Below are 13,931 nucleotides of genomic sequence, written 5' to 3' on the forward strand. Positions count from 1 at the left end.
GGTCAGGGGCTCCCGGGGCGGCGCGGATCGAAGGCCAGTTCCCGCGCCATGGTTGCGTAAAGCTCGCGGGCTTGCGGGCTGTCGGCCGGCGGCAGCACCACTTGCAGGTCGAGCAGCAGATCGCCCGCCGGCTGGCCCGGGATGCCCTTGCCGCGCACCCGCAACTGACGTCCGCTCTGGGCGCCGGCGGGAATGCGCACCTTGAGGCTGGCCGCGGGCAGTTCCACCGGCACGATGGCGCCCAGGGCGGCCTCCCACGGCGTCACCGGCAGCACCAGGTGCAGGTCGCGCCCGTCCACCCGCAGGCGTCCGTGGGGGTGGAAATGCACCTCCAGCAGCAGATCGCCGGACGCCGCGCCGCCGCTGCCCGGCGCGCCCTGGCCCGCCAGCCGGATGATCTGGCCCTCGCGCACGCCTTGAGGAATTTTCACGTTCAGGGTCCGCGTCTCCAGGGCGACCCGCCCCTGGGCATCCAGCTTCGGCACCCGCAGGCTGATCTGGCGGACGGTGCCGGTGAAGGCGTCCTCCAGATCGAGCAGCACCTTGGCGTGATGGTCTTCGCCGCGCATCCGGAACGGCCGGCCCCGCGCATGAGATCCGTCGTGCGCGCCATCCGCGCCACCTCCCATGTCACCCATGCGGCCGAACAGTTCGGCGAAGAAATCGCTGAAATCCGCCGCCTCGCGCGAAGAGAAGCCGTGCCCGGAAAATTCGAAGCCGGCGTCCCAGTCCGGCGGTGGACGGAATTCCTGGCCCGGTCGGTAATCCCGCCCCAACTGGTCGTAGGCGGCGCGTTTCTCCGGGTCGGAGAGCACCGTGTAGGCTTCGTTGATCTCCTTCATCCGCTGCTCGGCGTCCGGCTCCTTGGAGACATCCGGATGGTATTTCCGCGCCAGCTTGCGGAACGCCTTCTTGATCGCCTCCGCCGTGGCGTCGCGGGCCAACCCCAGGGTCTGGTAATAGTCCTTGAATTCCATGCGGACTCCTTTGGTATCGTTCCGAGCGCGTTCCACCCAGTCTAGATAAAGCGGTTCCGGCTGTATATCAAGGGTATGAAATAGAGATTGATGCAGTGCAGCAAATATTGGGACATTGGGATAGAATCAGACGATTCCAACGTCCACCGGACCCATTGACGAGGAGCCGCCCCATGTCCCACCACGACGACAAGCCTCAGCTTCCCGACCCCAAGGAAATCGCCAAGACTTACGCGCAGGTGGCCCAGCGGGCGTCCAAGCTGTTGACCGAGCATGTGCAGCGCCAGCTGAAGCAGGGCATCACGCCGCCCGCCGACGAACTGGGCGTGGCCCAGGCCTTCATGGACATGATGTCCAAGATGCTGGCCAACCCCTACAAGCTGGCCCAGGCGCAGATGAACCTGGTGTGGGACTACATGTCCCTCTGGCAGCATTCGATGCTGCGTTTCGCCGGTGTGCGGGCCGCTCCGGTGGCCCAGCCGGCCAAGGACGACAAGCGCTTCAAGGACGCCCACTGGGAAGAACATTTCCTGTTCGACTTCATCAAGCAGTCCTACCTGATCACCGCCCATCATCTGCACGACGCCGTGAGCAAGGTGGAGGGCCTGGAAGACGGCTCCAAGAAGAAAGTCAATTTCTTCACCCGCCAGTTCATCGATGCGATGGCGCCCTCCAACTTCGCCCTGACCAACCCGGAGGTATTGCGGGAGACGGTCAAGAGCCACGGCCAGAACCTGCTCAAGGGATTCAACAACCTGCTGCGCGACATGGAGACCGACGGCCAGTTGCGCGTCAGGATGACCGATCCGGCGGCCTTCGAGCTGGGCAGGAACGTGGCGACCAGCCCGGGCAAGGTGGTGTTCCAGAACGAGCTGATGCAACTGCTCCAATTCGAGCCGACCACCAAGGCGCAGTTCAAGGAGCCCCTGCTGATCGTGCCGCCCTGGATCAACAAGTACTACATCCTCGACCTGCGGGAGAAGAATTCCTTCATCAAGTGGGCCACCGACCAGGGCCACACCGTGTTCTGCATTTCCTGGGTGAACCCGGATCGGCGCATGGCCCAGAAGAGCTTCGACGACTATTTGACCGAAGGCACGCTGACGGCCCTGGACGCGGTGTGCAAGCAGACCGGCAGCGACAAGGTGCACGCCATCGGCTACTGCCTGGGCGGCACCCTGCTGGCGTCGACGATGGCCTGGCTGGCGGCGCGGAAGGACGAGCGCATCGCTTCCGCCACCTTCTTCGTCACCCTGCTGGACTTCTCGATACCGGGCGAACTGGGCGTCTTCATCGACGAACGGCAGGTCTCCCACCTGGAAAAGAAAATGGAGGAGCACGGCTTCCTGGAAGGGTCCGCGATGGCCGGCACCTTCAACGCGTTGCGCGCCAACGACCTGATCTGGTCCTTCGTGGTGAACAACTACCTGCTGGGCAAGGAGCCGTTCCCCTTCGACCTGCTGTACTGGAACTCCGATTCCACGCGCATGCCCTACAAGATGCACAGCTTCTACCTGCGCAACATGTACATGCAGAACCTGCTGAAGGAGCCGGGCGGCCTGACCCTGGCCGGAGTGCCGATCGATCTGTCGAAGATCGAGGCGCCGTGCTATTTCATTTCCACCGTCGAGGACCACATCGCGCCGTGGAAAGGCACCTATCTGGGCGCCACCCGCCTGGGCGGCCCGGTGCGCTTCGTGCTGGGCGGCTCCGGCCACATCGCCGGCATCGTCAACCCGCCCGCCGCCAACAAGTACGGCTACTGGACCAACGACCAGGCGAAGAAACCGCCGGCCGACGCCGATGACTGGTTCGCCGCCGCCAAGCAGCACGAAGGCTCCTGGTGGACCGACTGGCAGCAGTGGATCGTCGCCCGCAACGGCGGCGCCACGGTGCCGGCGCGCGATCCGGCCAAGGGCAAGCTGAAGGCGCTGGAAGACGCCCCCGGCAGCTACGTCAAGCAGCGCCTGGACCAGAAGCCCGCAGCAGAGTGAGCACGGCCGCGCCGTTGCCCGCACCGCTGCCGGTGGTGCTCGACACCAACGTGCTGCTTTCGCTCTGGGCCTTCACCGACAGCCGCTTCGCCCCCCTGCGCGCCCGCCTCGATGCCGGCGCTTGGCGGGCGCTGAGCCGGGAGGACTGTCTCGCCGAATTCCAGCGCGTGCTGGACTACCCCCAGTTCGGCATTCCGCCGCAGCGCCAGGCGGAACTCCATGCCGATTACGCCGCCCGCGTCCGGCTCGTGCCGCCGTCGTCCGTCGATGCGCCGGCGCTGCCCCGATGCCAGGACCGGGACGACCAGAAGTTTCTCGAAGTCGCCCGCGACGGCGGCGCCCACTGGCTGATCACCAGCGACAAGGCGCTGCTGCGCCTGGCGCGCCGCGACAAGCTGAAGGGGCTGTTCCGCATCCTGACCCCGGATGCGGCGCTGCTGGAACTGGATCAACCGGCGACGGCCTGACCTTCCCCCGGAAATACCGCCTCGACGGCGGATTCCGGAACCCCTGCCCTGGCTTTCCCCCTGCAAGGGCGGGTGTCGCCGCTCATGCGGCCGCCCTGCCCTCCGCACTGCTCGGATTCACCGGGCAGAATCCAACCCCGAGGGAATCGACGACGGCATCGCAGGCGTCGAGCAGGGTTTCCTGGGCCAGATGCGCGTAGCGCTGCGTCGTCCGCACCTGGGTGTGGCCGAGGATCTTCTGCACCTCGTACAGGCTGCGCCCGGCATTGACCAGAAAGCTGGCGAAGCTGTGGCGCAGGTCGTGTATCCGCACGTCGGCCAGCCCCGCCTTGCGGCGCGCGCTGTCCCACGAATAGAACACGGAGACGAAGGGCCGGCCGGTTTTCGGACTCGGGAACACCCAGGGACAGTCCTCCAGGCGCGGCACCGCCGCCAGAACCTGCAAGACGCCGCTCGACAGTGGCACGTGCCGGGGCTTGCCCGCCTTGGTCAGCGGAATGCGCCACTGGCGGCGCTCCAGGTCGAGGTCCTCCCAGCGCAGATCGAGCACCTCGCGCCGCCGCGCTCCGGTCAGGATCAGCATCGGGACGATGAAGCGCAGCATCGGATTCGGACTGCCCTCCACCGCCGCGCACAGGCGCCGCGCCTCTTCGGGCGTCAGGAAGCGTTCCTTCATCGGCGGGTCCTCGAAGAGCGCCACGCCGGCGGTCGGATTCACCGCGATGCCGGGCGTTTCCCAGCGCAGCGCCAGATTGAAGACGTAGCGCAGCATCACCAGCAGGCGGTTGGCCGAACCCTTGGCCGCGCCGACCGCGCGCCGGCCATGGTGGAGCGCGGCGATGTCCGTCTTGGTGATCTCGTCCAGGTGGCGCCGGCCGAGCCGGAGCGCGACGTGGTTGCGGAACAGCGACTCGTCGCAGCCCCAGGTCTTCTTGTAGCTCTTGGCAAAGGGCAGGTAGCGCTCGTAGAAAAAGTCCCCGAGCGTCGGCGTCTGGCGCAGTCGGGTTTTTTGTTCGGCGGGGTCGTCGCCGAGGGCTATCCTGTTGCGTGCCTTGTCAGCCAGTGTCCGCGCTTGCGACAATGTGATGTCCCTGGCGTCTGCAAGTCGCATCTGGCGGGTTTTACTACGGCAATCCTGATATCGCAGGTAATACGTCTTGCCGCCCGACTTGCGTACCTCTAAAACCAAACCTTTGGCCTGAACATCGAACAGATCGAGTTTTTTCTTGCCGGGAGGGCAGACCATGCCATTCACTATTGACGGCGTTAAGCGTAGTTGAGCCATATTTTCATCACAAAATGCGTCTAGAAATATTTTATAGAGATTAATAGACACATGCAAGAGCTAGACAAAGTCAAATTAGCGGTCGCCCTGCGTACCGCCAGGGCTGCCGTAGGTTTATCGCAGGAAGAATTGGCGACCCATCTCGGGATGGCCAAAACCACGATTGCCCGGATGGAAACCCTTGAGGGTGGGTTACGTGCAGAGCAACTCGCCGCGATTGTCAGGCTCTACAAGACCCAGGGCGTGGAACTCGAATTCATGCTCTCAAATGAAGTCGTAGTGCGGGTTGACGCTGATGGACTCGTAGCAGCGCAGCGCCGCCTGCTCGATCAAAACCTGCGAAGAGCGGACCGGAAGAAACCTGCCGGGAGTTTGCTGGCCGCGCCTAAAACTAAATCGGAAACCCCGAAGAAAGGGGCAAGTCAAAGGCAGAAATAAAGAGGTGCGGTAAACCTCGTCGCAGGTTATACGTAGGTCGGTGGGAAGGTTAACTGACCACCAAACGGCAACCATATGATTTTTATGTATTAATTAGGTTGCCGCATTAGTTTGCTCACTACGGGTCTGGATAACGTTGCTGGTACCTCGGGCAACGACACCATCAACGGTTCTGTCAGCGCCACTGCCGCCGATAACACCCTGGGCCTGGCTGACGTCATCAACGGCGGTGCTGGCACCGACACGCTGAACGTGACCGCTGCTGTTCTGGCCGCTGACATCGCAGTTCCGGCTGGCAACATTCAGAACGTTGAAACCGTCAATATCCGCGCTTTGGACAACGATGGCACTGTCGGCACCGATGCTGCGACCTTTGCTGCTGGCAATGCCTCTGGCGTGACTGCTGTGAATGCAGATCGCTCCACCAGCAACGTGACCGTGACCGGCCTGGCTAACGGCGCTTCCGTTGGCATGATCGGTGACGGTGTTGTTGCCAACGGCATCCTGAAGTACGCCTACGCAACTGCTACTGCTGACCAAGTGATCAACATCTCTGGTGGTACCAACAATGCTGGCGTTGCTGACATCACGGCAACCGCAAGTACTGGTGTCACCAAGGCAACCATCAACTCGACCGGCGCAGCCAACAAGGTTGACACGATCAAGTTGGATTCCGTTGGTGGCGGCACCGTTACCACGCTGAACGTTAACGCAGCTACCAACCTGACTGCTACCCTGACTGGCGCTGATTTCGCTGCTACTTCCGCTCTGACGGTTGCTGGTGCCGCTGCTAGCGTTGACCTGGGTACCGCCGCTAACTTCAAGACCATCGATGCCTCCGGCCTGACCGCTGGCGGTTTGACCATCGCTCTCGGCACCAACACCACCAGCTTCAAGGGTGGTCAAGGCAATGATGTGGTGACGACTGCTGCTGTTGCTGCCACGACCGCTGGTGCTGTTGATGCGGGTGCAGGTACTGCTGACGTCCTGAACGTTGCTGCAGGTGCTGACGTTGATACTGCCGCCGAAGCTGCTGTCTACACCAACTTCGAAGTGCTGCGTAACTCTGGCGCAACTGATCTGGATGTGTCGCTGCTTTCCGGCATCACTTCCATCCAGTTGAACAGCGCCAACGCCGGTGCGACCAAGATGACTGCTGCTCAGGCTGCTGCCATCACCAACCGTACTGACAACGGCACCAACACCTTCTCACTGGCTACGGCAACGGGCACGGCAGATGTTATGTCTGTCACCCTGCAGAACACCACTGCGACTGCGTCTGCTGACCTGACTGCAGCAACGATCACTGGCTTCGAAACCCTGAACGTTGTTTCGTCCTCCGGTTCGTCTGCTGACATCAACGCCCTGAGCTTTGCTGCCGCTGGTGACCTGACTGCGCTGAACATCTCTGGTGCCAAGCCGATCAGCGTGACGACTACCAACATCACCAAGGCCGCTGCAATCAACGCATCTGGTCTGACCTATGCTGGCTCGACCGCGACCGACTACGCTTTGACCATCACCGGTAACCTGGTGAAGGGTTCCAGCGTGACCGGCTCTGCAGCTGCTGATAGCTTGACTACGACTGCCGCCATCACTGGTACCTCTGGTGACTTCGTGACCTACGATGCAGGTGCTGGCAACGACGTGATCTCCTCGACTGCTGCTGCCATCAACAACACTTCCGGCGCTAATGGTTCCGTGAAGATCGAAGGTGGTGCCGGTACCGACAAGCTCACTCTGACAGATGCTGGCGGTCTGACGCTGGTTGACGCCAACGTTCAGTACGTAACTGGCGTGGAAGAGATCAGCTACACCGTGGCTAACAAAGCGATCTCGATCACCAGCGGTGGTTTCTTCGATACCAACTTCAAGACCAATGGTGCGAAGCTGACTCTGGGTGACGCGACCAACGCTCAAGTTAACACGGTTGACCTGACCTCGTTCAGCGGTGCCGCTACTGTTGCCCTGACCGCCACGGCAGCTACCACCCAAGCACAAACGATCACCACTGGTTCCGGTGCTGACACCGTTACCCTGCTGGCTGCTGGCACCACCACTGGTGCTCACACCATCAGCACGGGCGCTGGCAACGACACCATCAACGTGACGATCGCTGGTGCGACGATCACTACCGGTACCGTTACCATCAACGGCGGCGCAGGCAAGGACACCATCACCATCACTGGTGACAGCACCGCTAACGCTGACACGGCTGTGAACACCATCGTTAAGGTTCAGGAAGGTCATTCCACCCTGACTGACTTCGATGTCATCACCGGCGCTGTGGTGTCTACTGCTACGAAGGAAGCTTTCCAGCTTGACTTCGACGGTACGGCCTCTGCCAATGCCAACGTGACCGCCAGCTCTGTGACGGGTTACACCTCTGCAGAACTGACCTACACCGTGACCAACGGCTTGCTGGCATTCGCCGGTACCTCGGCTGCTGCGCTGACTGCTGCTCAAAAGGCCACAATCGCTCAGACCGTGATCACCACCGCAGACAAGGCAGTTGCCTTCGTTGATGGCACCGACTCCTACGTGTTCCACAATGGCGCAACCACCGACTCTCTGGTGAAGTTGGTTGGTGTGACCCTGTCTGGTATCGATGCTGTTGCTGCTGGCTATATCGACATCGCTTAATCTCCCCCGGAGACAAGCACCCGCCCTCGGGTAGGTGCTTGAGGTGATTGAAACCCTGTCCTTCGAAAGAGCGCAATCAATAGGGGACAGACCCCGATTAACCATCGGCCGAGTCCCCTAGCCCTCAGATCACCGAGGGTGCAATAACCCGAAACCCCCGTTGCTCACAAGGCGGCGGGGGTTTTTCTATGCACTCAAGAGAAACGCATAAACAATATTTCAGAATACGGAATAGGGGACAGCTCATTCAATGAAAGGCATTGACATGGACGGCGTCTGACTAAAATAGTAGGATTAAATCCTATTTCAAAAAGGAGCCAGCCATGCGCACCACGCAACAACTGAGCATTACCCTGCCCAACGATATGGCCGATGTAGTGAAGACCAAGGTTCGCTCCGGCGAGTACGCCAGCGAAAGCGAAGTCATCCGGGATGGCCTGCGGGCGCTGATGGCTCGGGATCGTGCCGTAGAGCACTGGCTGCATCACCAGGTCGGTCCAGCCTACGATGCCTTGAAGGCTGATTCTTCCCTAGCCGTCACTCCTGACCAATTGCGTGCTCGTTTAGCAGCTGAACATGCCAAGATGCGATGAGCTATCGTGTCGTTTTCAGCCCACAGGCGCAGGAACGGCTTGTCGAGTTGTACCGCTACATCGCCGAGGCGGCATCGCCCGTCGTCGCAGCCAGGTACACCGACGCCATCGTGACCTACTGTGAGACGCTGTGCGCTTTTCCTCTGCGTGGCACACAACGGGATGATGTACGCTCCGGCTTGCGCGTCACCCACTACAAGAAGCGGGCAGTGATCGCCTTCGCGGTGGACACCGACGTGGTTTCCATCCTCGGCATCTTCTACGGCGGCCAGGACTACGAAACGATCCTGCAAGACGACACCGGCGATTCCGTGGAACACTGAGTCGCGTAGGTCGGGTCAGCCCACAGGGCGTACCCGACGGACAGCCGTTGCAGACACCGATGTCGGGTTACGCTGCGCTAACCCGATCTACGGACTCGACACCCATCATGGTCGGGCCGGCAACACTCATTGTATGGGACGGATTCGCTCAATTTGGCCGCCCCTCGGCCAGCGGCCTTCCATGGCATTCAGTAACGGTGCGACAGAGGCGGCAAGGCAAGGGGTTCGGCAGGGAGGACGCAATCGCTCACTACTTCGATAGAGAAAAGGGGCCAGGCACAGGGCATTAATCGAGCCTGAGCTGGCCCCTTTCCCAACTCATCAGTGGAGGCCGCTGCCCCTGCCCTGGGGAGGGGGGAGGCTGTCGAGGTGCATGTCGCCCGATAGAGCGCGATTCTTCCGGGCTCAGTCCGGCCGGTAGGCGTAGGGATGCCAGTCGGCGGCCACGGTCGGCGGTGTCGGCCAGTTGCCGTGCGGCGGCGGCGAGACCGTGCTCCATTCGAGGGACGGCGAGCCCCAGGGATTGTCGGGGGCCTTCTTGCCGCGGGCGGCGCCGATGATCCAGTTCAGCACCGCGATCATGAAGCCCAGCCCGAGGATCGCGGCACCGAGGGTCATGAACTGGTGGGCCTGCTCGAACTGCGGGAAGTGCGCGTAATCGTAGTAGCGCCGCGGCATGCCCTTGACGCCGATGTCCATCATGGTCCAGAACACCATGTTGGTGCCGATGAAGGTGACCCAGAAACCCAGCTTGCCCCAGAATTCGTTGTACATGCGCCCGGTGATCTTGGGAAACCAGTAATAGACGCCGCCGAAGATGGAAAAGGTGCCGGCCACCGCCATCACGTAATGGAAATGGCCGACCACGTAGTAGGTGTCGGACAGGTGCAAGGTCAGCGCGGTGACCGCCAGCGGAATGCCGGTGAGGCCGCCGATCAGGAACAGGAACACCACGCCCAGTGCGTACATCATCGGCGTCTCGAAGCTGATCGCGCCCTTGTAGAGCGTGCCGATCAGGCCGATCACCAGCAGCCCCACCGGCACCGAGATCATCAGCGTGGTCAGCATCTGGCCGATGCGGATCCAGTCGACCATGCCGGAGACGTAGAGGTGGTGCACCCACACTTCGCCCGAAAGCAGCACCACGCCGCCGATGCCGCCATAGACCACCATTTTGTAGTTGAACACGTGGTTGCGGGCGAAGGTGGCGACGATCTCGTAGACGATGCCGATGAAGGGCAGGAAGATCACATACACCGCCGGATGGGAATAGAACCAGAACAGGTTCTGGTAGGTCAGCACGTCGCCGCCGCGGGCGGGGTCGAAGAAGTGGGTGCCCAGGTATTTGTCGAAGCTGATCAGGGTGACGGCGGTGCCCAGTACCGGGACGAAGATCAATTGCAGCACGAAGGCGCCCAGGGTGCACCAGACGAAGATGTTGAGCTTGCCCCAGGTGAGCCCCGGCGCCCGCATGTAGGCCACCGTGGTGAGGAAATTGACGCCGCCGGCGATCGAGGCGAAGCCCAGCACCAGCACGGTGAAGGTGTAGAGCGCCGTGTTGCCGGTGGTGATGGTGGAATAGGGCGGATAGGCGGTCCACATGATGTCGGGCGGATCGGGCAGGAAGAAGGTCAGCAACGCCAGCACGATGCCGACATAGAACAGCCACACCGACAGGGCGTTGACGCGGGGGAAGGCCACGTCCTTGGCGCCGATCATCAGGGGAATGCAGTAGTTGGCGAAGAAGCCGGTCAGGGCCGGAATCTGGAAGCCCAGGATCATGATGGCGCCGTGGGCGTAGAGCCAGACGTTGTACTGGGTCGGATTGGCGGTGATGGTGGGGCCGATGGTGGACAGTTCGGCCCGCATCAACAGCGCCATGATGCCGGCCACGGCGAACGCCGCCAGGGAGCCGATCAGGTAGAGCACGCCCACCCGCTTGTGGTCGGTGGTGAAGATCCATTCCTTGAGATTCATCGCTGCCTCCCTCTTGTCCCCTTTGTCCTCAACCGGCCTTGCCGTCGGCGGCCGCTGCCTTGGCGTGATCCTGGCTGGCGCTCTCCTGCTGGTACCAGGCCTGGAACTCCGCCGGCGGCATCACGATCACCCGGCCCACCATGTAGGAATGCATCACGCCGCAATATTCGGCGCAGGTCACCAGATGCCGGCCCGGCGCCTTGGGATAGAACCACAGGTAGGTGACGCGGCCGGGCATCGAATCCTCCTTCACCCGGAAGTCCGGAATGAAGTGGCTGTGCAGGGTGTCCCGGCTGTGCATCCGCAGCATCACCGGCTTGCCGGCCGGCACCCGCAGGTCGTTCTGCGCCTTGACGCCGTTCGGATAGGTGTAGTCCCAGCTGTACATGCCCGATTCCATCTCCACCTCCAGGCGGTCGGCGGGCACCTGGCGGTAGGCGTTCCACAACTGCCAGCCGTTGGCCGCGATGAACAGGTCGTCGGAAAGGAAGATGAAGGTCGGCAGCACCACCCAGGCCACCGCCGCGCCCGGCGACAGGCGCGGGGCATGGCCGACCTCGTTGCCGGGCCGGCGCCGGTAGCGCCAGATGAACCAGGCGGTGAGCAGGGCGAAGGCGATGCCGATCGCCGAGATGTCGATGATCACTTCGCGCCAGAGGAAGTCCCAGCCGCCGGCGGGATCGTGGATGGGCGCGCCGCCCGTTGCGTTACCGGCCGTGGCCGGATCGCCATAGCCGGCCCAGGCGATGCCGGAGAGCAGCCCCGTCGATCCGGCCACCAGACGTTTGAGAATGCTATTCATGGCGAGCCTCCATGATTTTGCGGCGATGAATCCAGAATCCCAGCCCGGTCAGCAGCAGCCCCAGCAGCAGGGAGCCGACGCCGGCGAGGAGCGCGTAATTCAGCTGGTAGCGCCCTTCGGCCGCGTTGTAGCTGAAGCAGGCGCCGGTGAGCTGGTCGAACACCGCCAGCGAGTTGGCGATGCGTTCCCAGTCGGCGTCGATCAGGGCCAGTTCGATGGTGGCGGGGTCCATCCGCGTGCCGTAGATGTAGCGCGCGATGCGCCCCTGGGGGGTGACGAATATCAGCACGTTGGGATGGAGGAAGGCGCCCGCCGCGTCCGACCAGAAGAAGCGGAAACCGACGTCGGTCGCCAGCTCCGCCGCATCCTGGCCGCCCTCGGCCTTGATCACCGCATGGCGCCAGCCTTCCGCCGGCAGTCCGGCCAGGGCGGCGTTCCGGGCCAGGAAGGCGCCGGCCTGCCGCGCCGAATCGCGCCGGTCGAAGGACACGGTCAGCACCCGGTAGTCGGCGCCGAGGCGGAAGCGCGTGACCTTCGCCAGAACCAGCGCCAGTTCCACGCCCATGGTCGGGCAGGAGGCGTCGCAGCCGTAGTAGGAGAGCAGCAGGATCAGCGGCTTGCCGCGCGTGTCCGCCAGGTGGAAGGTCCGGCCCGCGGCGTCTTCCAGTGCGAGGCCGCCCGGCAGCCGGCGCCCCAGATGGCGGGCCTCGTCGATCCGCATGACCGACGCGTCCGGTGTGCTGTCGCGGAGGGGCGATGCGCTCACGAGATGCGCCCAGCCCGTGGCGATCACCAGTAATAGACTTGCGAGACGACGAAGAGCCACACGATGTCCACGAAGTGCCAGTACAGGCCCGCGGTGCGCCAGAAGCCGCGATTCAGCCGCCCCCGCAGCGCGGGGACGACGCCGGCCAGGAAGATCGACAGACCGACGATCACGTGGGCGCCGTGAAAGCCGGTGATGGTGAAGAACACCGTGCCATAGACGTTGGTGTCGATGCGGAAACCCTCGTTCATCAGGTGTTGCCATTCGCTGGCCGACATGCCGATGAACGCCGCGCCCAGGGCGATGGTCAGCGCCAGCCAGGCGAGGAAGCCGCCGCGCTTGTCCTGGTGCAGCAGATGCTCCGCATGGTGCATGGTGAGGGAGGAGGACACCAGCGCCAGAGTCATCACCAGCGGCATGACGCGGGGCAGCGGCACGGTGCCCTCGGGCGGCCAGATGGGCGCGGTCAGGCGCATGAACCAGTAGCCGACGAAAAAGGCGACGAAGATCATCGCCTCGGCCAGGATGAACCAGCCCATCGCGCCGTAGGAGAGGCCGGCGCCCGCCTGGCCCATCGCCTCGTCGCTCCAGCCGGCGATGCCGGCGACGATCAGCGGCACGCCGATGCCCAGGGCGATCACCGCGGCGAAGCCGTTGTGATAGACGAAGTGCAGGGAGAAGGCGAGCGCCAGGGCGAGGACGCCGCAACTGATGGTGAAGGGCCAGACACTGGTGTCCCAGTGGGCGTGGTCGTGAGCGGCTTCATGATGCTGAGTCATGCCTTCCCCTCTTTCCCGGTCCGGGCGCAACTGGCGAGCGCCCGTTGTTTGTGCTTCAGTGATGGAACATGATGCCGCAACCGCTTCCAGCCAGCTTAATCGCTTCTGCGGTATTTGCTAGGGCAAGGGGAAGCGGATGCTCGCCAATTCGTCGGGGGAGGAACAACCATGGCACGAATCCTGAGCTTTGCCGCGCTGTCCGCATTTTCCGTTCTCGCGCTGTCCGCGCCGGCCCTGGCCGCCGGCAATCCGGAGGCCGGCCAGAAGAAGGCGGCGGTCTGCATGGGCTGTCACGGTCCCGACGGCAACAGCATGGTGGAGACCTGGCCCAAGCTGGCCGACCAGTTGCCCGAGTACCTCACCGCTCAATTGCAGGCCTTCAAGGCCGGCCGCCGCGACAACGAGCAGATGAGCCCGCAGGCCCGGCTGGTCGCGGATGCCGACATTCCCGACCTGGCCGCCTATTTTTCCAGCCAGCGGATGAAGCCGGCGGTCGCCGCGAAACCCGAATTGCTGGCCCAGGGCGAGCGGATCTTCACCCAGGGCAAGGGCCGGCCCGCCGTGGTCGCCGCCTGCATGGGCTGCCATGGCCAGAGCGGCGCGGGCAACCGCACCTGGAGCGACACCATGGCCCGTCCCCCGGTGGTCCTGGCGCCGGCGATCGGCGGCCAGCACGCCGCCTATCTGGTGGCCCAGCTCAAGGCCTACAAGGAAGGCAAGCGCACCACCGACGCGGCCCATGTGATGCGGGACGTCGCCGCGCGCCTGAATGAAAACGAGATGCTGGCGGTGGCCGAGTACGTTGCGACGCTGAAGCGCTGAGTGGGGCTCGCCCCCCGCCGGGTGGGGCGCGGAGCGGGGCCGGGGTGAGGGGGGGCTACGGGAGG

The 13,931-nt window shown here is 63.3% G+C and carries 13 protein-coding genes; 7 read left to right on the plus strand and 6 right to left on the minus strand.

Going from position 1 to position 13,931, the window contains the following annotated elements; genetic code table 11:
- Positions 1–2: 2 nt before the first annotated feature.
- On the minus strand, positions 3–977 hold the full coding sequence (locus B9N43_RS12950; protein ID WP_145842600.1) for a DnaJ C-terminal domain-containing protein: 975 nt from the start codon (positions 975–977) through the stop codon (positions 3–5).
- A 173-nt stretch (positions 978–1,150) separates the two neighbouring features.
- Here B9N43_RS12950 and B9N43_RS12955 point away from each other — a divergent pair, with 173 nt between their 5' ends.
- Together B9N43_RS12955 and B9N43_RS12960 are read left to right on the plus strand one after the other, a co-directional pair.
- A complete protein-coding gene (locus B9N43_RS12955; protein ID WP_145842601.1) occupies positions 1,151–2,971 on the plus strand; it encodes a PHA/PHB synthase family protein in 1,821 nt (606 codons plus the stop codon).
- Positions 2,968–3,438: a putative toxin-antitoxin system toxin component, PIN family gene (locus tag B9N43_RS12960; RefSeq protein ID WP_222428728.1), complete on the plus strand. Its 471-nt coding sequence runs from the start codon at positions 2,968–2,970 to the stop codon at positions 3,436–3,438. Before B9N43_RS12955 ends, B9N43_RS12960 begins: the two co-directional genes overlap by 4 nt.
- An 82-nt stretch (positions 3,439–3,520) precedes the next feature.
- Here B9N43_RS12960 and B9N43_RS12965 read toward each other — a convergent pair whose 3' ends face one another.
- Positions 3,521–4,723, minus strand: a complete 1,203-nt coding sequence (locus B9N43_RS12965; protein ID WP_145842602.1) for a site-specific integrase — start codon at positions 4,721–4,723, stop codon at positions 3,521–3,523.
- Positions 4,724–4,774: 51 nt separating this feature from the next.
- On the opposite strand from B9N43_RS12965, the gene B9N43_RS12970 reads away from it, so the two are divergent.
- The 4 genes from B9N43_RS12970 to B9N43_RS12985 all read left to right on the plus strand — a co-directional run bounded on the left by B9N43_RS12970 (position 4,775) and on the right by B9N43_RS12985 (position 8,720).
- The gene (locus B9N43_RS12970; RefSeq protein ID WP_145842603.1) at positions 4,775–5,161 is read left to right on the plus strand and encodes a helix-turn-helix domain-containing protein; all 387 of its coding nucleotides are present in this window, start codon (positions 4,775–4,777) and stop codon (positions 5,159–5,161) included.
- Between the two features lie 111 nt (positions 5,162–5,272).
- The gene (locus tag B9N43_RS12975; RefSeq protein WP_145842604.1) at positions 5,273–7,804 is read left to right on the plus strand and encodes a beta strand repeat-containing protein; all 2,532 of its coding nucleotides are present in this window, start codon (positions 5,273–5,275) and stop codon (positions 7,802–7,804) included.
- 323 nt (positions 7,805–8,127) lie between these two features.
- Entirely contained in the window at positions 8,128–8,397 is a 270-nt protein-coding gene (locus tag B9N43_RS12980) for a type II toxin-antitoxin system ParD family antitoxin (protein WP_145842605.1), read from the plus strand.
- Positions 8,394–8,720 (plus strand): type II toxin-antitoxin system RelE/ParE family toxin, encoded by a 327-nt coding sequence (locus B9N43_RS12985; RefSeq protein WP_145842606.1) that lies wholly within the window; start codon positions 8,394–8,396, stop codon positions 8,718–8,720. The genes B9N43_RS12980 and B9N43_RS12985 overlap by 4 nt, the downstream gene beginning before the upstream one ends.
- A 405-nt stretch (positions 8,721–9,125) precedes the next feature.
- Here B9N43_RS12985 and B9N43_RS12990 read toward each other — a convergent pair whose 3' ends face one another.
- From B9N43_RS12990 to B9N43_RS13005, 4 genes are read right to left on the minus strand one after another with little or no spacing between them, the layout of a single operon-like run.
- Complete coding sequence (locus tag B9N43_RS12990) at positions 9,126–10,697, minus strand: cbb3-type cytochrome c oxidase subunit I (RefSeq protein WP_145842608.1); 1,572 nt, start codon at positions 10,695–10,697, stop codon at positions 9,126–9,128.
- A 28-nt stretch (positions 10,698–10,725) separates the two neighbouring features.
- Positions 10,726–11,499, minus strand: coding sequence for a cytochrome c oxidase subunit II (locus B9N43_RS12995; RefSeq protein WP_145842609.1), 774 nt, complete (start codon positions 11,497–11,499; stop codon positions 10,726–10,728).
- Positions 11,492–12,265: an SCO family protein gene (locus tag B9N43_RS13000; RefSeq protein WP_145842610.1), complete on the minus strand. Its 774-nt coding sequence runs from the start codon at positions 12,263–12,265 to the stop codon at positions 11,492–11,494. The genes B9N43_RS12995 and B9N43_RS13000 overlap by 8 nt, the downstream gene beginning before the upstream one ends.
- Positions 12,266–12,288: 23 nt before the next feature.
- Positions 12,289–13,044, minus strand: coding sequence for a heme-copper oxidase subunit III (locus B9N43_RS13005; protein WP_145842611.1), 756 nt, complete (start codon positions 13,042–13,044; stop codon positions 12,289–12,291).
- A gap of 168 nt (positions 13,045–13,212) precedes the next feature.
- Here B9N43_RS13005 and B9N43_RS13010 point away from each other — a divergent pair, with 168 nt between their 5' ends.
- On the plus strand, positions 13,213–13,866 hold the full coding sequence (locus B9N43_RS13010) for a c-type cytochrome (RefSeq protein ID WP_145842612.1): 654 nt from the start codon (positions 13,213–13,215) through the stop codon (positions 13,864–13,866).
- Positions 13,867–13,931 lie beyond the last annotated feature (65 nt).

It is taken from the genome of Denitratisoma sp. DHT3, assembly GCF_007833355.1.
In the GTDB taxonomy this organism is placed as follows: Bacteria; Pseudomonadota; Gammaproteobacteria; order Burkholderiales; family Rhodocyclaceae; genus Denitratisoma.

Coding starts and splice junctions, on each gene's coding strand:
- B9N43_RS13010 (WP_145842612.1), top strand. CDS start 13,213: ATGGCACGAATCCTGAGCTTTGCCGCGCTGTCCGCATTTTCCGTTCTC.
- B9N43_RS12955 (WP_145842601.1), top strand. CDS start 1,151: ATGTCCCACCACGACGACAAGCCTCAGCTTCCCGACCCCAAGGAAATC.
- B9N43_RS12995 (WP_145842609.1), bottom strand. CDS start 11,499: ATGAATAGCATTCTCAAACGTCTGGTGGCCGGATCGACGGGGCTGCTC.
- B9N43_RS12990 (WP_145842608.1), bottom strand. CDS start 10,697: ATGAATCTCAAGGAATGGATCTTCACCACCGACCACAAGCGGGTGGGC.
- B9N43_RS12980 (WP_145842605.1), top strand. CDS start 8,128: ATGCGCACCACGCAACAACTGAGCATTACCCTGCCCAACGATATGGCC.
- B9N43_RS12950 (WP_145842600.1), bottom strand. CDS start 977: ATGGAATTCAAGGACTATTACCAGACCCTGGGGTTGGCCCGCGACGCC.
- B9N43_RS13005 (WP_145842611.1), bottom strand. CDS start 13,044: ATGACTCAGCATCATGAAGCCGCTCACGACCACGCCCACTGGGACACC.
- B9N43_RS12985 (WP_145842606.1), top strand. CDS start 8,394: ATGAGCTATCGTGTCGTTTTCAGCCCACAGGCGCAGGAACGGCTTGTC.
- B9N43_RS12970 (WP_145842603.1), top strand. CDS start 4,775: ATGCAAGAGCTAGACAAAGTCAAATTAGCGGTCGCCCTGCGTACCGCC.
- B9N43_RS12965 (WP_145842602.1), bottom strand. CDS start 4,723: ATGGCTCAACTACGCTTAACGCCGTCAATAGTGAATGGCATGGTCTGC.